The 19184-nt window shown below is 60.9% G+C and carries 16 protein-coding genes; 4 read left to right on the top strand and 12 right to left on the bottom strand.

The features are described from left to right. Positions 1-14: 14 nt before the first annotated feature. From CLH61_RS05610 to CLH61_RS05565, 10 genes are all read right to left on the bottom strand, one after another. Positions 15-2933 (bottom strand): hypothetical protein, encoded by a 2919-nt coding sequence (locus tag CLH61_RS05610; protein ID WP_099613741.1) that lies wholly within the window; start codon positions 2931-2933, stop codon positions 15-17. A gap of 74 nt (positions 2934-3007) precedes the next feature. Then, positions 3008-3955 (bottom strand): AgmX/PglI C-terminal domain-containing protein, encoded by a 948-nt coding sequence (locus tag CLH61_RS05605; protein WP_099613740.1) that lies wholly within the window; start codon positions 3953-3955, stop codon positions 3008-3010. A 15-nt stretch (positions 3956-3970) separates the two neighbouring features. Beyond that, positions 3971-4474 (bottom strand): ExbD/TolR family protein, encoded by a 504-nt coding sequence (locus CLH61_RS05600; RefSeq protein ID WP_099613739.1) that lies wholly within the window; start codon positions 4472-4474, stop codon positions 3971-3973. Continuing rightward, entirely contained in the window at positions 4471-5001 is a 531-nt protein-coding gene (locus CLH61_RS05595; RefSeq protein ID WP_099613738.1) for an ExbD/TolR family protein, read from the bottom strand. Before CLH61_RS05595 ends, CLH61_RS05600 begins: the two co-directional genes overlap by 4 nt. A gap of 19 nt (positions 5002-5020) precedes the next feature. Then, complete coding sequence (locus tag CLH61_RS05590) at positions 5021-5686, bottom strand: MotA/TolQ/ExbB proton channel family protein (protein ID WP_099613737.1); 666 nt, start codon at positions 5684-5686, stop codon at positions 5021-5023. 76 nt (positions 5687-5762) lie between these two features. Beyond that, positions 5763-6074 carry a hypothetical protein gene (locus CLH61_RS05585; protein WP_211289075.1) on the bottom strand — a complete coding sequence of 104 codons (312 nt, stop codon included), beginning with the start codon at positions 6072-6074 and terminating at the stop codon, positions 5763-5765. A gap of 9 nt (positions 6075-6083) precedes the next feature. Then, a complete protein-coding gene (locus tag CLH61_RS05580) occupies positions 6084-6962 on the bottom strand; it encodes a tetratricopeptide repeat protein (RefSeq protein ID WP_099613735.1) in 879 nt (292 codons plus the stop codon). Next, on the bottom strand, positions 6943-9789 hold the full coding sequence (locus CLH61_RS05575) for a tetratricopeptide repeat protein (RefSeq protein ID WP_170003612.1): 2847 nt from the start codon (positions 9787-9789) through the stop codon (positions 6943-6945). Before CLH61_RS05575 ends, CLH61_RS05580 begins: the two co-directional genes overlap by 20 nt. Continuing rightward, the gene (locus CLH61_RS05570) at positions 9779-11599 is read right to left on the bottom strand and encodes a tetratricopeptide repeat protein (protein ID WP_099613733.1); all 1821 of its coding nucleotides are present in this window, start codon (positions 11597-11599) and stop codon (positions 9779-9781) included. Before CLH61_RS05570 ends, CLH61_RS05575 begins: the two co-directional genes overlap by 11 nt. Before the next feature lie 4 nt (positions 11600-11603). Then, the gene (locus tag CLH61_RS05565) at positions 11604-12236 is read right to left on the bottom strand and encodes an AraC family transcriptional regulator (protein WP_228152547.1); all 633 of its coding nucleotides are present in this window, start codon (positions 12234-12236) and stop codon (positions 11604-11606) included. A 441-nt stretch (positions 12237-12677) separates the two neighbouring features. Between CLH61_RS05565 and CLH61_RS05560 the strand changes: the two genes are divergently transcribed. Both CLH61_RS05560 and CLH61_RS05555 read left to right on the top strand, forming a co-directional pair. After that, on the top strand, positions 12678-13475 hold the full coding sequence (locus CLH61_RS05560; protein ID WP_099613732.1) for an SH3 domain-containing protein: 798 nt from the start codon (positions 12678-12680) through the stop codon (positions 13473-13475). Continuing rightward, complete coding sequence (locus CLH61_RS05555) at positions 13445-14146, top strand: outer membrane beta-barrel domain-containing protein (RefSeq protein ID WP_099613731.1); 702 nt, start codon at positions 13445-13447, stop codon at positions 14144-14146. The genes CLH61_RS05560 and CLH61_RS05555 overlap by 31 nt, the downstream gene beginning before the upstream one ends. 78 nt (positions 14147-14224) lie before the next feature. Here CLH61_RS05555 and mqo read toward each other — a convergent pair whose 3' ends face one another. Further along, positions 14225-15709 (bottom strand): malate dehydrogenase (quinone), encoded by a 1485-nt coding sequence (mqo, locus tag CLH61_RS05550; protein ID WP_099613730.1) that lies wholly within the window; start codon positions 15707-15709, stop codon positions 14225-14227. Positions 15710-16007: 298 nt separating this feature from the next. Here mqo and nhaD point away from each other — a divergent pair, with 298 nt between their 5' ends. Together nhaD and CLH61_RS05540 are read left to right on the top strand one after the other, a co-directional pair. Then, the gene (gene nhaD / locus CLH61_RS05545) at positions 16008-17258 is read left to right on the top strand and encodes a sodium:proton antiporter NhaD (protein WP_099613729.1); all 1251 of its coding nucleotides are present in this window, start codon (positions 16008-16010) and stop codon (positions 17256-17258) included. A gap of 9 nt (positions 17259-17267) precedes the next feature. Further along, positions 17268-18239 (top strand): calcium/sodium antiporter, encoded by a 972-nt coding sequence (locus tag CLH61_RS05540; protein WP_211289074.1) that lies wholly within the window; start codon positions 17268-17270, stop codon positions 18237-18239. A 20-nt stretch (positions 18240-18259) separates the two neighbouring features. Here the strand turns inward: CLH61_RS05540 and CLH61_RS05535 are convergent, their stop codons facing one another. Beyond that, positions 18260-19024, bottom strand: a complete 765-nt coding sequence (locus CLH61_RS05535) for a lysophospholipid acyltransferase family protein (protein WP_099613728.1) — start codon at positions 19022-19024, stop codon at positions 18260-18262. Between the last annotated feature and the right edge of the window lie 160 nt (positions 19025-19184).

Here is a 19184-nt window from a genome sequence, read left to right as displayed (position 1 = left end):
CGTTTTCCTTCTTGTTATTCCACCGGGAACTCGAATTTGTCGGGATCGTTGAAGAGATGGGCACCGGTGTCCAGCCACTCGGCGATCAGCCTCAGTTCGGCCCTGCTCAGCATGCCCATATGACTCTGGCGGATCGCCTCGGTGCCGGTGGTTTCCACCTGGTACTCGTCGTCGTCCGGGTCGTTATCAAACAGGCTGAAGAAACGGGCACTGGCAATGGCGCCACGGGCGCTCATCAGGCGACGGGCAAAGCACACTCCCGGATCCGGCAACACCGTCATGTCACCCTGGATACCGTCCGGACACTCGGCATCGAGATTGGTCTCATCCACTTCCACCCAGTCTCCGGTCGTGGTCTCGCGGATGTAATAATCCGGTTTGAACAGCTCGACATACGACTCCAGCTGGCGACCGTCCCAGGACGCGTTGCCCGAGCCCAGCATCAGGCCGGTGCCGGGGCCGCCGCCGCCGACTCCTGCAGCGCAGGACTTGCTCTCGGCCGCGCGATGGCAGTTCTGGCACGAGGTCACCACGTTCTGGTTCGGGTCCACCCGGCAGGCATTCCAGATCGGCTGGATGTGCTCGACGTAGTTGATGGTGGCCTTGCAGTTACTCGTCCAGTTGGTCAGGCACGACGGATCGTTTGCCGGCACCGGGGTCGTCAGCCCGGAATAGGGATTGCTGAAGGCCAAGCTGGCATCCGGCGGGTTGCTCCAGAAATCCTCGTAACGCATGTCGTCGGCCCAGGTGGTGGGCAGATAACTGAGCGAGTCCACCAGCGCCTCCGCCATGGTGTCTTTCCAGTTCTGGGCGATGATCATCGGGTTGGCATTGGGGAACGGCATGGCAGCGGCCGGCGCCCCCGGGTTGGCCGAGGCCAGTTCCACGTCCGTCCGGGCGTGGGGAATGTCCACTTCCGGGTCATGGCAACCGTAACACTTCAGCACTTCGCCATTTTCCAGCAGCAGGGACTGGGGGTGCTGGATCAGGTAGTTGTAGTTGTAGTCGGGGGCAGCAATCAGGTCGACCCGCTTGCCATACTTGTTGACCACTTCGAAGGTGAAGCTGGTATCCGCCGGCACCTTCACCATCGCCGAGCCGTCCGGCTCCACCATGGCGTAGGACAGGATGTCATAAAGATTGCGATCACCGGAGCCGATCAGCGGAGTCAGCCCGAGCGGCGGCTGCGGGCCTTCCGCCGGGTTGAGAATCGGGTCGGAGAGGATGGCCTGCTCCAGCAGCGGTGGAATGCTGCGCTTGCCCAGGACCCGGATAAACCGCTCGGAACGGTCATCGGGATGGGTCAGGGACGGATCACGGCGGGTTTCGATGCCGCCGTCGTACAACGCCGCCATATCGGCGCCGTCCATGTCGTAGACGCTGCGGATGTGAAACAGCGCGGTATTCTCTTCCAGGTCCAGATTGTGCTGGTTGCCGGTGTAGGGGCGGGCCAGTTCGTTGCGGTCGGCAATCACCACGTCGGTGTACAGCGCATTCTGGTGACCACGCACCACCGGCAGCCGGGTATTCTGCGCCGGATCCACCATCCAGATGCCGTATTGCGGTTCGCCGAGGTTATCAACGGTCGAGGAACCCTCGCAGGCGCCGGTAATGGTGCTGTCGGTCACCAGGCACTGGGCCCAGCTGGCCAGCAGACGGCCGGTACCGTCACCATAGGGCGCAACGGCGCTGTACCAGCCCGCTGGCGAAACCTGGCTGGGATAGAAGTTCACCAGACCCGGAGTCATGGATTCTTCCGCCTCGCCGATCACCGATTCGGCCACCGGCTTGCCCACCGCAAAGAAGTTGGCACTGTTCACCTTGACCACGTCGCCACCATAGATCGGGTTGTAGACGTGGCGCATGATGGTCAGCAGGTTGCCGTCATCCAGCGGGATCGGATCCATGTAGTGGATGAATGAGGCATCGGAGAATTCCTCGCTCAGGCTGCCAAAGTAGCGGTGTACGTTGCCGCCACTGGGGGTGATGCGGTACATGCTGAGCACGTCTTCGACAAAAACCCGTTCACCTTCCACCTGGCCGGCCAGCGAGGCGCCGCACTTGTCCTCTACGGTCCACTCTTTCGGCTCTTCCAGCCCGGAGGGGAAACCGTTGCCATTGCCCTGACCGTAGCCGCCACCGTGGGGATGGGTGTTGAAGTTGGGGTTATCAATGTTCTCCAGGGTACAGTCCTGCAGGGTCTCGTAGATGCGACCGAAGCGGATAAACACCACATGGCCGTCGTTCATGGTACCCGGCTCGATGTCGTGGAACTGGCCAAAGGTGATCTGCGCCAGGTTGCTGCCATCCCGGTTTACCGAGTGCAGCAGCGACGCCGGCTCATTGAAGTCTTCCAGATACTCCCGCAGGTCCAGCAGGCGCCAGTCACCACGACCATGCTGGCGGGACGAGGAGAAAATGATCCGGCCTTCGTTGGTGTAGGTCGGGTTGGTGTCTTCGCCGGCATTGGCCACGTCGTCATCGGCAAAGATGCGCCGGATCTCGCCGCTGGCAAAGGTGTATTCGTAGATGTTCCAGGTGCTGTGTGAGGCGTTACCGGCAGGGCCATGGGCGGCAAACACCATCCGCTCGCCATCGGCCGACACGTCCAGGTCCTTGACGTCGTAGCCGCTGCCGCCAAAGTAGCGGTCGAGGATATTGCGCTCGGAGGAACTCAGGGCAATCCGGTCGCGCACCATCAGCTTCGCCCCCGGATTGAAGGCATAGGGGGCCCGCGGATCCAGCGGCGGCCGCAAGTTCAGCGACGAAGTATCGCCCATGTCCGGATAGTCCCGCACCACGTAGGCGAACGGCTGATCCGACATGATGCTCTGTTCGTTCTCACTGAGCTCGCCTTCAAAGCAGCCGCTCAGTCCAAGCAATGCCAGGCCGGCGAATCCCAGACCGGTCACTTTCCTGCGCAATGTGTTCATGACTTTCCTCTCCAGCTCCTGAACCACAGAAACCTTGGCGGTGCCCCGGTTCAAACCGGGGCACCAGTCGCCTGTCAGCCAGGCATGAAATCAAACTTGTAATTCACCGGTGTGGCAGCGACGTCCTCCGGTCCGAAGGAGATCATCTGAATCCGTGCCAGCAGTTTCATTTCCAGCATCTGGTCACCCAGCTGGCTGTCCACCAGCTTGATGCTGGAGATACTGCCGTCCGGCTGGATCACGATGTGGAACACAAACTTGCCTTTCAGGCTGGGATCGCTCCGCAGGGCCCGGTTATACAAGGCGTAGATCGCGCCCTTGTGCTGCTCGAACACCCGGCGGATGGACTCCATGTCGCGGCCGCCGTCCACGGTGGAGCCCTTCTTCCCACCACCGCTGCCACTGCCGCCGCCACCGACACCTCCGGTGCCGCCACCGATCGGGCTGTCCACCGCAGTAGCCGAATGGCTGGCCAGCTGGGTGCCGGTTCCGGTGCTGTTCATCACCGAGCTGTTCACCCCACCACTGGTCTTGGTGGCCGAGGTGGCACCCAGCACATTGCGGGCGGCCTTGGCCGCGGCGCCGGTGGTGACGTTGGTGTTACGGGCCTGCAGCTTCGCTACGTCCAGTGAGCTGCGCAGCGAGGACAGCTCATTGGAGAACGCCGCGACGCCCATCTTGGAAACCTTCTCCCGCGCCGCCTGCACTTCCTTCTTCGGAGCCGGCTTGGGGGTGGCTTCCGGCTTGGGCTGCTCGGTCTTTTCCTGGGCCACCGGCTCGGGGGGCGGCGGCGGTGGCGGGGCCACCGTGCGCTGCTCGATCAGCACCTTGGCGAGACTGGGCGGAATCCGCTCCTTCTCCTCCCGGTCGATCTCCGGCAGCGGCAGCCACGGAAACACCAGGGCCAGCAGGAGGAACAGCAGCAACAGGCGCTTGAGGATGCGCTTGAAGCGACTGTCCTCTTCACCACTGGCCTCCCACGGCATGGCAAACTCATAGGGTGTAGTTGTCAGTGTCGTCATCGATATCCCCCGGGCTTAGGCGCCGCTGCTTCCGGAAACCCGTGAAACGGCCATGGAGAGATCGCGATAGTTCGCTTTCGCGCAGGTCAGCATGACCCGCTTGAGGATCTCGTATGGAATTTCCTGGTCACCGAGGATGGTCACCTGGCGACCGAGTTGCTTCTCTTCTTCGGTCAACTCGGTGCGCTTGGAGGCCTGGAACTTCAGCTCCGCCATCAGCCCGTCGATCAGGCCGTTGCTGTTGACCACATCCACCATCGCCGCCACCGGCCGGCCATCCACCAGGATTTCTTCATCGGTAATCATCACCACCGTGGTTTCCCTGGGCTGTTCCTGGGCAGTGGAATCCGGCAGGGTAATGTCGTTGACCCGCAGGATTTCGTTAGTGCCGGAGTTCAGCAGCAGGAAGAACACCAGGATGGTGAAGATGTCCATCAGCGACACCAGGTTCAGCTTGGCCGGCTTCATGAACTGATGGCGGCTGGTCTGCAGGCCGAACGAGGTAATTTTCCCGCTCATGATTTGGCCCCCTTCTTCTTGGGTGCATCACCCAGGGAAATCTCCGGGAACAGCTCAACATCCACTGCCTCGGCCACCACCACCGTCTTGGCTGCCCGCAGCGTATCCATGGTGCTCACCAGGGACTGGTAGGTGACGCCCGCCTCGGACAGCAGCAGCGCATCGCGCTTGGCAATGTTCTTGGCCGCCAGCTGGCGCTTGATTTCCTGCAGCACTTTGGACAGGGTCTGGAAATCGTGGCGGTCTTCACTGCCATCCTCTGACTTGATGTTGTCGATGGCTTTTACCAGCCGGCCACTGGGGTAATAGACTTCGATCCCCGACTCCCGCACCACCACTTCCAGCTGGCGGTTTTCTTCCGCGCTGGCGGTCTGGGCACCGGTAAGGTCCGGCAGATTGAGCTCCAGGATGGAAATATGGTTGAACACCATGCTCATCAGCAGCACCGGCACCAACACGATCATCAGGTTCATGAACGCAGTGATATCGATGTCGGACTCTTCAGGCTCTCTTCGTTTTGCAAACATAGTTTTGCACCACTGTTGATCAGGCGTCTGACTCGCGGGTGGCCACGGAGCCACGGTTGCTGCGCACGATGGAGTTGAGGAACTTCACACCGGCCATTTCGATACTCTCGACAATTTCCAGCGTCTTGTTCTGCAGCAGGGAGTGGATCAGCAGCAGCGGAATCGCCGCAATCAGACCGAAGGCGGTGGTGTTCATGGCTACGGAGATCGACTGGGACAGCAGGGTGGCCTTGTCAGCCGGGTCGGCGTTGGCAACCGCGGTAAACGCCGCGATCAGACCGATGATGGTACCGAGCAGTCCCAGCAGGGTGGACACGTTGGCCAGGATGGACAGGTAGTTGGTGCGCTTGGAAAGCCGGGGAATGCTTTCCATCACACCTTCCTGCATGGCGGCATGGATATCGTCACGACGGGGCGAAGAGCGCATGGTATCGAGACCCACCGCAATCAGCCGGCCAATTGCAGAACCGTTGTTTTCCGCGACCTTTTCTGCTTCGTCGAACTTGCTGCTGTTAACCAGCGGCAGCAGTGTGCTGTAGGCGGCCTTGTTGGCGCTGTAGGCCCGTTTGAGGAACAGCCAGCGTTCAACCGCAATGGCCAGGCCCACCATCAGGACCAGGGCGATCGGGAACATAAAGGCACCGCCTTCCTGGAAGAAAGAAACAATTGTCGAGTACAGGTTCATGGTTATCACTCCACAGCTAGCTGCTTGTCTGGTTGGTTATTTGCTGGTTACGTCAGTTTTCGTATTGCCTGGGCGTTTATCTGGTTGGCCCGGAGGGCTGTTCCAGAGAAAGTTCGTCATAAAACTGCATGGTTCTTGAATGCACATCCCGGTCGACCACCTCAAACACCTTGCCGGATACCGAGGTGATGGAACGGTAGAGTTTTTCCGGGCCTTCGGGTGGCTTCCAGGGAATGAAATAGCTCACCGACGGCTGCTCCTTATCCCCCACAAAGGTGCTTTCGAGGTCGATCTTGTCCTGGCCGAATGCCTCCCCGACAAACATCAGGGACAAAAGAGCCGTGACCGCGACCAGGGGGGAAGCCGGTCGCATGCTGTGTGTTCGCATGGTGTTCTCCTAGCCTTGCTCTGCGGGCCCGCTGTTGGTGCCGGCTTCTGCCGCTACGGGTTCTTCGGCCGCCGGTTGCTCTGCCGCCGGTTGCTCCGGTGCCAGTTCAGGTTCCGGTGCGGGGGGTGGGTTATCGATAAAACTGGTTTCAATCCCGGTGCGGCGACGCACTTCAATCAGCCAGTTGCCAACCTTCGGGTCGTTGCCTCCGGTCAGGAAGTCGTAGGCTTCGTAATGGGGCTGTGCCTGTTCCGGCTGGTTCAGGTATAGGTCATAGAGAATCGCCAGATTAAGGTGAGCGCCGGGGAAATCCTTCCACAGCCCCAGGGCTGTCAGGTAGGTTTCCCGGGCGCCGGCAAAATCCCCTTTGCGACGCTGGTGGAGCGCCAGCGCCATATAGGCATTGACGTTCTCGGGATTGATTTCGAGGGCCTTGCGGAATGCCTTCTCGGCCCGCTCCGGGTCTTCCCGCAGGTCGGCGATTTCGCCCAGCTTGACCCAGGGACCGGACAAGGTCGGATAGTCATTGGTCATCGCCCAGAACGCCTTGCGGGCATCCCGGTACTTTTCATCGGCCATCAACTGGCTGGCTGTGCGGAATGCCGCCACGGCTGCCGGCGGCACCTCGGAAGGCGCCGCCAGGTAGGGATTCGGCGCTGCCACATAGGCGACCTTCTTGCCGTCCGCCGAATATTCCTGCACGGGCAGGGTGGCCGAGGTATCGGTAACGGGAACAACCGCGGCCACCACTGCCGGCTCTGCCGGGCGCGTCTGTGTCGTCTGGCCAGTCTCGCCTGTGCCCTGCGGCATCAGAGTTGCGCAACCGGATACCAGCAGAACCGCCAGCACTCCGGCGGTGCGCACGGAATTAACGGATACCATCGCCATAAGCCACCTGTACTTCCTGTTTATCAAATCGGGCCGGGTTGAGCTTGGCCATGGCGGCAAAGCTCTTCCCGATCCAGCTGTTGAACATGCCACTCCAGGAGCGCTCGATGTTGGCCTGGTGAACCTCGATGGCCAGCTCCTCGAACGGGATGGCCTGCTCCTCCAGAATCAGTTCGTATTGCATGGCCTCGAGCGAACTCAGGCCGGCAGGGCGCGGCGCATCCATCAGCTCCCGCGCGAACTGGCCATAAAGGTCGGCAATATTGAATGACGCCCGGGTGGTCTGGTCGAGCACCTGGTATTCGGCCGCCTGCTGGTACCGATCGAGGGCGTTCTTCAGCTTTTCGTTCTTGCGCGGAATACTGGCGTTCAGCGGATGACGGAGCTTCACCCGGTCAAATTCGATGCGCCAGTAGTCGCCGTATTCATTGTTGGCCCAGGCCGCCAGCCAGGCAGAACGGTCGCTCTGCCAGTTGGACGGTGCCTTGTTGTGGCCATCGATCACCCGGCGCAGCCAGTACAGATGCCGGTTGAGATCGTCCATCTGCTTGTACAGGTAGGCGACGTGGTAACGGGCTTCCATGCGGGTGTCGTAGGGTTCTTCGTAGTCGAAGGCCCACTTCTTGAAGTACTCCAGAGCCTGCTGGTCCTCACCGGCCTTCTCATACAGCTCCGCAGACAGGAACAGGGCGTCGCGGCGCACCTCGGCCTTGCCGTGGCTGCGGTAGATGTCCTCATACTCGCGGGCAGCCCGCAGCCACTGTTCGTCCTGCTCGTAGGCCCAGGCAATCTTCTGGGACAGGTCGGCCGCCAGCTTGTGGTTGGGGAACAACCGGCGCAGCTCGTTCATTTCAGTGAGCGCACGGTCCCAGTCCTCCAGGGTCATCAGATGGGTTGCCGCATCAAACTGGGCAATTACCCGCACATCGGTTGCCGGTGCCACCGCCTTGATGCGCAGGAACTGGTCCACCGCACCCTTGAGGTCCTTGGCCGCCAGCGCCTGCTCGCCCTGTTTGTAAATGGTGACAGCCATCCGCTCGGTCACGTCCTTATGCTCCTTGCTGCCAGCAGCAACGTAACGGAGCTGGTTGCGGTAGCCTTCTTCGGCGGCCGCAAAATCGCCCAGTTCGTACTGGCTGTGGGCAATCACGCCCCAGGCGGTGCGGTTCAGCTCCGGATCCACCTTGCCGTCGCGGCTGACGATACCGGTCGCCACTTCCAGGGCCTTCTCGTAACGGCCAAGGGCGAACAGCTCTTCGGACGTCTTGGCCAGCACGGCGCCGGAGCGTTCGTCGTCACGGTATTCCTGGACAAACCGCAGCTGGCTGTCGACCCCCTTGCTGCGCCAGGCCACCAGTTCGGCGCTGCCGTCACCGCCGGCGGCAATCATCCGCTCGACTTCTTTCTGGTAGGCGATGATGGCGGCATAACCGGCATCAGGACCGTACTTCGGGTGACGGAACTCATAGGCACTGCGTTCGTAGCCGGCGATGGCGGCGGGGTAATCGCCACCGTCAAACGCCGCTTCCGCACGCATGTAGACCATTTCCGGCACTTTCGGATCGTCCGGGAAGGTCTGTTCGAACTCACCGTAGAACCCGGCCGCCTTTAGGAAGCTGGTGCGTTGTTCGCTGGCCATCGCCACCTGGGCCGCGGCTTTCACCGTTCCCTCGGCGAGTTCACGCTTCAGCCGCTGGCCGGTGGCGTGGTAATGGCGGGCCAGCTCGTCGATGTAGACCTTGAGGTTGGGGATGACCTTGGCCTTGATGTCCGCCGGCTTGGTGCGCCAGAACTCGGACGCCACGCCGTAGTTGCGGACGTAGCTTTCCTTCTCCGGCAGTACCTGCTGGGAGAACTCGCCGTCGACATAGGCACGGATCATCTCGGCGTGCATTTCCGGTGCCCGGTCGGAGTCCGGGTTCTGCACCACGAACGCGCGGAACGACGACGCGGAATCCTCGTAGCGTTCCTTTTCCAGGTAATGCTTGCCCAGGCTGGAGTAGAGGATCCAGGTGTATTTGGCACTCTCCGGCCGGTTGGCAAACATGCTGTCAATCTTGCTGGCACCGCCGGCGTAGGCCAGGCCGACACTCATGATGCGCATGGTGTCATCGACCAGGGAGCGGTTGACGTTGTCGAGCTTCTCCACCTTGCCGTCCTCCGGCACCAGCCGGTCAAGCACCTGGGAGAAGGACATCAGGCTGTTGTCGTAATCCGCCAGCTTGTACTGGGACCAGCCCAGCAGGTACCAGGAGTTGTTGAGGAAGGTGGATTCCTTGCCAATACGAACCACCGAGCGGTACGCCTGCTCGGCCTCTTCGTACTCCTCGTGACGGAAGTGGATATCACCCTTGCGGAAATAGACCTCGGCGAGGCGACCGGACTCGGGGTGATCTTCGATGAAGCGCTCCAGAATGGCCTTGGCTTCCTGGTCGCGGCCATCCAGATCGTAGGCCTTCGACAGCTGGTACATGGCCTCGGCGTTCTCGGCAGAAGCCGGGTACTTCTCCAGCAGGTCGTGGTAGGCGGTAATGGCATCCGGGAAATAGCCGTTGGCACCGGGCAGTACGCCTCGCAACTGGTTGTAGTCACCTTCCAGCATATAAACACTGGCAATCCGGCGCTCAATCTGCTCCTGGAGCTTGCGGTCCTCGATGGTCTTCAGCAGCTCGCGGTATTCTTCCCGCACGTCTGCATGCATCACCCGCGGCAGCGGAATATCGGTCAGCTCCTGGTTGCGTTCCTGCAGGCGCCCGATGGTCTTGCCACCGTCAAAGGTGCCACAGCCCCCGATCACCAGGGCCAGCATGACGACACTATATCGCATGGTCACCCTCTCCTTTCGCGGCGTCATCGCCGTGGTTAGCCGAAGTTACGGCTTCTGCCGCCGGCGCCTTCGCGGGGGCGGCTTCGGGGTTAAATTCAGAGTTAGCGTCGGGGTTAACCTCAGAGCCATCCAGCTCCAGCAGGGAACGGTCAAGGATCCGCACCTTGGCAAGCTGGGCCTCGACCTGGTAGTGCTTGAGGCGCTGCTCATGGATATCCAGCTCGGTGGACACCAGGGTGAGCATGACATCCTCGAGGTGGGCAATCAGGGCATCGGTACGGGCGACGTTGTCATCCACTGCCGCCATCATCCGCACCACGTCGGCCTCAAAGCGGGCACTGCCAAGGGACTGGCCGCTACCCCGCAGGCTCTCCAGCATGCCTTCACCACGACGGATATCGAACGCCAGCTCGTCGAGCAGCCACTGCAACTGCTGCCGGTCATCCCCTGACAGCCGTGCCGCCCGGGCGGTCAGCGCTGCGTGCCGCTGGCGGGCCTCGTCGACCTGGCGACCCAGGCGGGACAGACTCTGGCTGTGGCTTTCGCCATCCAGGCTGCCGGTACGCGCCGCCAGGATGACGTCAAAATCGTCCTGGCGAGCCTTCCAGCCCTCCAGGTTATTGCGGATGGCGTAGAGGTCCCGCAGGTCCTTGAGGACCGACTGGAAGCTGTGATCCGACATCAGCTCCACCAGGAACGGCGACAGATGGTTGACCGACACCGACGGCGCGCGACCGAACCAGTCGCTCTCGCCGAGCACCTGGTCCAGGTTCTGGACAAACAGCTCCATGATGTCCGCACCCTGCAGAGAATCGCGGGCGGTGGCCAGCCATTTCAGCGCTTCACGGAACTTGCCGTCGGCATCGATAAAGCCCTGGGCGGCACGACCATTCAGCCCCAGCTGCTCATAAACATGGGGTCGCAGCAACAGGGCTTCCTGGACTTCCGGCAAGGCTATGGAACGGGTCGCCAGGGTATCGAGCGGGCCGAGGGCATCACGGAAAGCACCCTCGTTCACCGCCAGCCAGCTGGCGCCCAGCAGGCCGCGGTTGGAATAGGCACCGGAGGTACGCACCCGGGACAGCTGGAGCCGGGAGTTCGCCATATCCTCCCGACCGGCATAGAGGTAGGACAACGCCATGCGGGCCCGGTCAGCCAGGCGGCGGAGTTCCGCGTTCTCGTCCTCGAAGGACACCGCGCGCTCCAGCGCAGCAATGGCGCGGTCCGGCTGCTGCTGGCCACCAAAGGCAATACCGAGGTTGAAGTAGAAATAAGGTGCGAACGGGCTGTCATCATCGAAGCTGTCGGCCACCGCCTGGCCGGCTTCGTAATAACCCAGCTTCACGTTGACCAGTGCGGCCAGGTAACGGTATTCCGCATCCACGTCCTCCGGCAGCGCGCCACGAACGTTTGCCAGGTTGCGGGCTGCCCGGACTGCATCGCCCCGCAGATACTGCATCTTGCCCAGGTAGAACCAGGCGCGATTGCGGGCCTCTTCGGACACGTTACCTTCCGCCACCCGGGTGAAGATGTCTTCAGCCTGGGCATCCAGACCGTAGGACAGGCTGACGCCACCCTTCAGCAGTTCCGGATAGGTGCCGTGATTGACAATACCGCCCTGATCCTCTGCCCAGGCATATTCCACCAGCGCCTCGAAATAATTCTGCTGGTAGAACTCGAACAGGATGGCGCCGTACTTGAGATCCTGCACCGCGGTCACCGCAGCCGCCGGCGTGGCCGCCAGCACGGCGACCCCGAAGGCTGCGCCGGTGATGCCGGCGCGGGTTCTGGCGAAGAAGTTCCGCATCATGACCTCACCACTCCCGCACGGCGAATTCAGGCTGCTGACGGGCTTCCGAGTCGGCAACGCTTAACTCGACGTACTTGGGCCCCTGGCCCTTGGTGAAGCGGAGGGTACTGCCACGCTTGTATTCACGACCGTTGGGGCCGGCCCCGATAAAGAACGCAGACAGGGTGTGCTCGCCGGCGCTGAGGTTACCCAGGTGCAGCCGGTGCATGCCGCCCTTGGCGAGGGCTTCCCGCTCACGGTCGCTGTACAGGTAACTGGTGACGGTTTCGCCGTCCACCTTCAGCTCGACCCCTTCGAGGCGGAAGAATTCACCGACGTTGAGCGACAGGAACACGCTCAGCCGGGTGTTGGCCGGAAACAGCAGATCCTCCTCGAGCACGCGAAGATCCTTGTTCAGTACCACCACCGACTGCTTCAGGTCCTGAATATCCCGAGACAGTTCGTTGACCGCCCGCTGCGCCTGCTCACGGCTTTTGCGCACCGACAGCGGTGTCTCAATAATCTGATCAATCGTGGCCGCCGCGGCACTGCGCTTCGCCGCACCGTCAACAGCCTCACTGGCAGGCTCATCACCCTCTACGGCGGTAGCTCCGGTTGCCGGCAGGCTTACCATCAGCGCCAGCAGTACCAGCCACATTGCCCGCAGTCCGGCCAGGCCAGACCGGCCGCATGTTCCCTGAATTCTAACAGTCACCGTCGTGCTCCTCTGCCCGACCGTTAAACGGCCACTGGCTCCAGACTATGAACAACCCGGGGACTGACTTTTGAAGTCACTGACTCGTTTCCCGGGCTCTTTTCGAATGGCCCGTTCGCTTGGAAGGTCAGCGTTCTTTTTGAAGATGTTTCATTCGTTAAATAACGTTAAACAAACTAGCACAGAGAGCGGGCCTGCCAAGTAGCACAAGTGTATCGGTTGCCGTTTCTGTGACTTTCCTCAAGAAATCACTGCAAGACCCTTGCCCAACATCTGTTTGATCGTCAGAGTCCGCCAGCAACTTGTGATTTTTTTCTGCAAAAACAATTAATTACATGATTTAACATTATTTTACACAGGGACCGGAACGGTTACGGCAGGACAATGACGGTACTCAGAGACAAACCCGAACACAGTAGGCCACCGGCAGGGCGAAAGCGCGGACATGCCCGCGCCCTGCTGATGGCCATGCTCCTCCTGCCCGGCCTGGGCGCCCAGGCCGGAACGGCTGGCGACGGCGCGGTGCTGGAGGTGGTGGATCCGTTCATCGAACTCCACACAGCTCCCGGGCGCGGCTACCCGGTGTTCCACGTCATCGAGCAGGGTGAACAGGTCGAGCTGCTCAAACGCAAGACCAACTGGTATAAGGTGCGCGCCGCCTCCGGCGAGGAGGGCTGGACCAAGGCAACCCAGCTCGGTCGCACCCTGGAGCCAACCGGCATCCCTGCCGACCTCCCGGAAGTCGGCCATGGCGAATACCTGACATCAAGCTGGCGGGTAGGCTTCACCACCGGACAGTTCGAGAAATCCACCAGCTTCAGCCTGACCCTCGGCTTCCGCCCGCTGACCTGGGCCGGGGCCGAAATCGAAGCCGGCAAGATCTACAACCAGTCGGTGACCAGCGATTACTACAGCGCGAACCTGATCCTCGAGCCCTTCCATCGCTGGGACCTGACGCCCTATGCCGTGGCCGGGGTATCACGCTTCTCGTTCGATGCCCGCCAGAAGGTGTTGCTCAGCGAGCTGGGTGATGCCGATGCGGTTCATTTTGGCGGCGGCGCCAGCTACTACATCGGGCGCAATTTCCTGATCCGTGCCGAGTACCGTGTCTACTCGGTGGACTCCAATTCTGACAGCACAGGTTTAAGCGAATGGAAAATCGGTCTGAACACCTTCTTCTGAAAGCGGGCCACCGTAGTGTTGGCGTCAGTGCAGCCCTGGCGCTGGCCGGCAGCATGATGCTGGCCACGCCGACCGCCGCCCAGGAAACCGATGCCGCCGACAAGCCGGCACCGGTGCAGGTCATCACACCCGAAATCCAGCCCCGGACCATCCGGGAGGCCGACATCGACGCGGAGTTCTTCGAAATCGGCGCCTTCGCCGGCATGATGACCATCGACAACTTCAGCAGCGAACCGCTGATGGGCGTCAGCGCGGCCTTCCATGCCACCGAGGACTTCTTCATCCAGTTCAATTACGGCATGACCGAGGCCGGCCTGACTTCCTTCGAGGAACTCAGTGGCAGCAATGTCCGCCTGCTGACGGACTCGGACCGGGACTACACCTATTACGATTTTCTGGTGGGCTACAACATCTTCCCCGGCGAGGTATTTTTCAGCGACTCACTGACGTTCAACTCGGCGTTCTACCTGGTGGGCGGGGTTGGCAACACCGAATTCGGCGGCGAGAGCAACTTCACCACCACCTTCGGCACCGGCTTCCGGGTGGTCCTGCTGGACTGGCTGACGGTACACGTGGACTTCCGGGACCACATGTTCAAAAGTGACCTGATCCGGGAGTCCCAGCTGACCCACAATATCGAATTGTCGTCGGGAATCACCCTGTTTTTCTGAAGTGACTCCGACCACAAAAAAGCCCCGGCGTGCGGGTCAGCACGCCGGGGCTTTTTGCGCTCCAGGAAGCGGCGGGGCCTAGTCCACCAGCTTCAGCGTCGCCAGGGTCCGTTGGCGGACCTCGGTCAGCAACGCCTCATCCTCCACCAGGGACTGGCCGTAGGACGGCACCATGACCTTCATCCGCTCCTGCCACTCGGGTGTATTGAGCTTGTCCGCAAAGCAGCGTTTGAGCACATCGATCATCGCATCGGCGGCGGTAGACGCACCCGGTGAGGCGCCCAGCAGAGCAGCCAGGGTACCGTCCTGGGCGGCGACGATTTCGGTGCCGAATTCCAGCTTGCCGCCGCCATCGGGTGATTTCTTGATGATCTGTACCCGCTGGCCGGCATTCTGCAGTTTCCAGTCACTTTCCTGGGCATCAGGGAAGAAATTGCGCAGGGATTCCACCCGCTCGCTGTGGGACTGGAACACTTCGCCGATCAGGTAGCGGGTCAGGTCCATGTTGCTCTTGCTCACCGACAGCATCGGCCACAGGTTGTTGGGCTTGACCGATCCGAACAGGTCAAACACCGAGCCCTGCTTCAGGAAGCGGGTGGTAAAACCGGCAAACGGCCCGAACAGCAACGCCGGTTCGCCATTGATAATGCGGGTGTCCAGGTGCGGAACCGACATCGGGGGCGCACCGATGGGTGCCTTGCCATAGACCTTGGAGTGGTGCTGGCTCACGATTTCCGGCTTCTGGCAGACCAGCCACTGGCCGCTGACCGGGAAGCCGCCGTAGCCTTTGGCTTCGTCGATACCGGATTTCTGCAGCAGTGGCAGGGCACCACCACCGGCGCCGAGGAAAACGAAACCGGCTTCCAGCTTCTTGGTCTCACCGGTTTTCTGGTCGCGGACCCGCACCTTCCAGCGTCCGTTATCCCGTTGGGCCAGGTAATGGACCGGATGGTTGAGCATAAGCTCGAAATTGGGCGTACTCTCCAGATACTTGACCATGCTGCGGGTCAGCGAGCCGAAATCCACATCGGAGCCATGCCGCACCCGGGTCGCCGCCACTTTCTGCATCGGATCGCGATGCTTGACCACCAGGGGCATCCACTGTGCCAGCTCATCCGGGGATTCGGTGTATTCCATTTCCCGGAACAGATGGTGGGCACTCAGATTCTCGAAGCGGCGCTTGAGGAATGCCACGTCCTTGTCACCCCAGACGAAGCTCTGGTGGGGTGTGCGGTTGATAAAGGAAGACGGTGACGGCAGCATGCCCTGCTCGACCAGGTAAGACCAGAACTGCAGGGAAACTTCGAACGATGCGTTGATCTTCAGGGCCCGCTCGATGGCCACATCGCCATCGTCGGTTTCGGGGGTGTAGTTCAGTTCGCAGTAGCCGGCGTGCCCGGTCCCCGCATTATTCCATCCGTCGGTGCTTTCATGGGCAACGTGATCGAGACGCTCTACCATGATGATGTCCAGGGAAGGATCCAGCTGCCTGAGCATCATGCCGAGGGTGGCGCTCATGACGCCACCTCCGACCAGCACCACATCTGCCTGTCTTGCGGCCATTGGTTATCACCCTAAGTAGTTTTGAGCCTGTCGCCTCGCCACGATCAGCAGCGGGGCCTGTTCGAAATTTTGGCGCGATTATCCCGTTTTTTGACCGGATAATAAATTGCGATTCTCAATTGCCTGACACCGCAGTGACAACAACCGGCACTGGTTGGCGCGGGTTATTGGTGCGACGACCACTGGCCCCTGCCGGGTCAAAGGTCTAAAATCCGCCTCGCGTTTGCGTCCCGGCTATTTACAGCCACTCTTTACGACCTACGAACTACGAACTACGACCACTGTATCAGGACCGATTATGCCCGCCCTGGAATCCACCCTGCTGGCCCTTGCCATCCTTGCCCTGCTCGGGGTGATCTTCGAGGAAGTCACTCACGTCAACAAGGCCAAGGTTACGCTGTTCTTCGGCACCCTGTCCTGGGTACTGCTGTTTCTTTTCAGTGGCGGTGAAGCGGAGACCGCAAAGATATCGGCTGGGCTGACGGAAAGTATTGCCGAGATAGCCGGACTCTGGCTGTTCCTGGTCGCGGCCATGACGTTCGTCGCCTACCTGAACAAGAAAGGTATGATTGAAAATGTGGTCTATCTGATCATGCCCCGGCAGGTAAGCGAGCGCAAACTGTTGTTTCTGACCGGTCTGTTCTGTTTCATTTTCTCGTCTTTGGCAGACAATATCACCGCCACTTTAGTCTCATGCTCGCTCATCCTGTCGCTGGACCTGGAACTGAAAAAACGCTTGCGTTTCATCACCCTGGTGGTGTTCGCGGTCAACTCCGGCGGCGTATCACTGATTACCGGTGACGTCACCACCCTGATGATCTTCCTCGCCGACAAGGTGGAAATCCTCACCCTGCTGACCCTCGCGATTCCGGCCTCGATTACCGTTTTCCTGCTGGCAGTACTGCTGTCCGGCGGCATGACCGGCACCGTGACCCTGGCCACCAAGAAAAACGACGTGCGCCGGGTCGATATTGTGATCGGCGCGCTGTTCCTGCTCACCATCCTGGCCACCATCTCCGCCAACGCGCTGTTCAGCATGCCGCCAGTACTGATGTTTTTGTTCGGCCTGTCGATCATGTTCCTGGTTTCCCGCTTCATGAGTGACGACAGCGACCTGGACCCGATCCTGGAGTATATCCGGGTGATCGAGTTCGAAACCCTGCTGTTTTTCCTCGGCATCCTGCTGCTGGTGGGCATGCTCAAGGAAATCGACATTCTGCATTCGCTGGTGGCCATCTACGATGTCATGCCGCCACTCGCCGCGAACTATCTGATGGGCGTCTTCTCCGCCATCATTGACAACGTGCCGCTTACCGCCGCCCTGCTCAAGGCCGGCATCGAGATGTCGCCCGGCGAATGGATGGGGCTGACCTACGCAGTTGGCGTCGGCGGCTCGCTGCTGGTCATTGGCTCGGCGGCCGGCATTGTTGCCATGAGTAAAATTCCGGGGCTGACGTTTGCCACCTATGCACGTTATCTTGGCCACCTTTTCCTGGCTTACACCCTGGGCTATGCAGGGGTTTTCCTGCTCGGCCGGTTCATCAACTGAGGTTTTTCTATGTTAATGGCAGTCACTGCTATCATCGCCGGACTGGTTCTGCTGGTCTGGAGTGCGGACAAGTTTGTGGACGGCGCCGCAGCCACCGCCAAGCACCTCGGCATGCCCGCCCTGCTCATCGGCATGGTCATCATCGGCTTTGGCACCTCGGCACCGGAGCTGGCGGTATCCGCCATGGCGGCTTCGGATGGCAACCCCGGTCTCGCCCTGGGTAATGCCTACGGCTCGAACATCACCAACATTGCGCTGATCGTCGGCCTGACCGCACTGATTGCTCCGATTGCCGTGCACTCGCAGGTGTTGCGCAAAGAACTGCCGTTGCTGTTTGTACTGTCATTGATTGCCGGCAGTCAGCTGATTGACGGCGAGCTGTCGCGCCTGGATGGCTGGATTCTGCTGGCGGTGTTCGGCGTGGTGATGGGCTGGTCGATTTTCCAGGGTATCCGCGGCAAGGATGATGTGCTGGTCGGGGAAACCGAAGAGGAACTGGCGGCGCACCCGATGCCGCTGAGAACCGCCATCCTGTGGCTGATTGCCGGGCTCGCCCTGTTGCTGGTCAGCTCGCGGATCCTGGTCTGGGGCGCCGTGACGGTCGCCCAGAGCCTGGGTATCAGTGACCTGATTATCGGTCTGACTGTGGTGGCCGTGGGCACCTCGCTGCCGGAACTGGCGGCTGCGCTGGCTTCGGTCAAGAAAAATGAGCATGACCTGATTCTGGGCAACATCCTCGGTTCCGGCATTTTCAACACCCTGGCGGTGGTAGGCCTGGCCGCCACCATTCACCCGCTCGCCGTGGACATGGAAGTGCTGTACCGGGACTGGTCGGTCATGACCGCCCTGACTGCCCTGCTGTTCCTCATGGGCTACGGGCTGATCCGCCCGAAAGGCCGCATCAACCGGCTTGAGGGGGGAATCCTGCTGGCCAGCTACGTCGGCTATACCGCCTACCTGGTTTCCACGGTACTGCGCTGACCCGGAGGGCGGGGCGGACGCTATTCCGCCTCGCCGTTCCCCAGCAGTTCCTCGAGGCTGCTGCGGACTTCCTGCATCAGCTCCGCCAACGCCTCTTTATCCCTGCCTGCCGTATCGATTGGCCGCCCCACCCGGACATCCACCGGCTGGCCAAGATTGATCTGCCAGGTTCGCGCCGGCAACACCCGGTGAATACCACGGATGGCAACCGGCACGATCACCGCCTCGGTATCCAGAGCCAGGTGGAAACAGCCCTTCTTGAATGGCAACAACCGGCCATCCGGCGACCGGGTGCCCTCCGGCGCGGCCCACAAAACAATGCCGCTCTCCATCATCTCGCGGGCTTTTTTCAGATCCTGTACGGCCCGGTGACGATTGGCCCGGTCCACTGAAGGAAACTCCGCCGCCCGCATCGCCTGCCCCAGCAACGGAATGCCGAACAGCTCCTTTTTCGCGAGCATCCGGATGGAGCCCGGCAAGGACACAAAACTGGCCGGAATATCATAGTGGCTGGCGTGGGTACACATGATGATATAACGGCGGCCGTCGGCAAAATCCGGCACGGCGCCCCGGACCGTCAGATTCGCCCGCACCAGGCGCAGTAGCGCCGCCGACCACTCCCGGGTGTACTGGTCGACAATGCGCCGGTCAAGGCGGCCAAACAGGGCTCGCAGCAGAACCAGCAGGGAGTAAAGCGCGGTCAACCCGACCGAACCCAGCACAACGCCCGCGCGACGCAGCAGGGTGGCGGATTCCACCAGGGGACTCATCTTCAGTCGGATCATAACTTGCCTTCCGGTTGCAGAGGATTCAGGCCGGGGCGATTATAGCGCGCTGCATCCGCAAACTCCCGTTGATCAATTTCCGAACCAGCGCTATAAATTATATCTATGGAAGGTCTGAATAAGCGCTGATTTTTGCCGATCTTGGTTTTAACCGGCAAAT

The sequence above is a fragment of the Marinobacter profundi genome, from assembly GCF_002744715.1.
Taxonomy (GTDB): Bacteria; Pseudomonadota; Gammaproteobacteria; order Pseudomonadales; family Oleiphilaceae; genus Marinobacter; species Marinobacter profundi.
Note: the sequence above shows the minus strand (reverse complement) of the source record. Positions and strands in the feature narration are given on the sequence as shown.

Bases quoted from the DNA above. Each gene is read 5' to 3' on its own strand.
- CLH61_RS05610 (WP_099613741.1), bottom strand. From the start codon at position 2,933: ATGAACACATTGCGCAGGAAAGTGACCGGTCTGGGATTCGCCGGCCTG.
- CLH61_RS05605 (WP_099613740.1), bottom strand. From the start codon at position 3,955: ATGACGACACTGACAACTACACCCTATGAGTTTGCCATGCCGTGGGAG.
- CLH61_RS05600 (WP_099613739.1), bottom strand. From the start codon at position 4,474: ATGAGCGGGAAAATTACCTCGTTCGGCCTGCAGACCAGCCGCCATCAG.
- CLH61_RS05595 (WP_099613738.1), bottom strand. From the start codon at position 5,001: ATGTTTGCAAAACGAAGAGAGCCTGAAGAGTCCGACATCGATATCACT.
- CLH61_RS05590 (WP_099613737.1), bottom strand. From the start codon at position 5,686: ATGAACCTGTACTCGACAATTGTTTCTTTCTTCCAGGAAGGCGGTGCC.
- CLH61_RS05585 (WP_211289075.1), bottom strand. From the start codon at position 6,074: ATGCGAACACACAGCATGCGACCGGCTTCCCCCCTGGTCGCGGTCACG.
- CLH61_RS05580 (WP_099613735.1), bottom strand. From the start codon at position 6,962: ATGGCGATGGTATCCGTTAATTCCGTGCGCACCGCCGGAGTGCTGGCG.
- CLH61_RS05575 (WP_170003612.1), bottom strand. From the start codon at position 9,789: ATGCGATATAGTGTCGTCATGCTGGCCCTGGTGATCGGGGGCTGTGGC.
- CLH61_RS05570 (WP_099613733.1), bottom strand. From the start codon at position 11,599: ATGATGCGGAACTTCTTCGCCAGAACCCGCGCCGGCATCACCGGCGCA.
- CLH61_RS05565 (WP_228152547.1), bottom strand. From the start codon at position 12,236: ATGTGGCTGGTACTGCTGGCGCTGATGGTAAGCCTGCCGGCAACCGGA.
- CLH61_RS05560 (WP_099613732.1), top strand. From the start codon at position 12,678: ATGACGGTACTCAGAGACAAACCCGAACACAGTAGGCCACCGGCAGGG.
- CLH61_RS05555 (WP_099613731.1), top strand. From the start codon at position 13,445: ATGGAAAATCGGTCTGAACACCTTCTTCTGAAAGCGGGCCACCGTAGT.
- mqo (WP_099613730.1), bottom strand. From the start codon at position 15,709: ATGGCCGCAAGACAGGCAGATGTGGTGCTGGTCGGAGGTGGCGTCATG.
- nhaD (WP_099613729.1), top strand. From the start codon at position 16,008: ATGCCCGCCCTGGAATCCACCCTGCTGGCCCTTGCCATCCTTGCCCTG.
- CLH61_RS05540 (WP_211289074.1), top strand. From the start codon at position 17,268: ATGTTAATGGCAGTCACTGCTATCATCGCCGGACTGGTTCTGCTGGTC.
- CLH61_RS05535 (WP_099613728.1), bottom strand. From the start codon at position 19,024: ATGATCCGACTGAAGATGAGTCCCCTGGTGGAATCCGCCACCCTGCTG.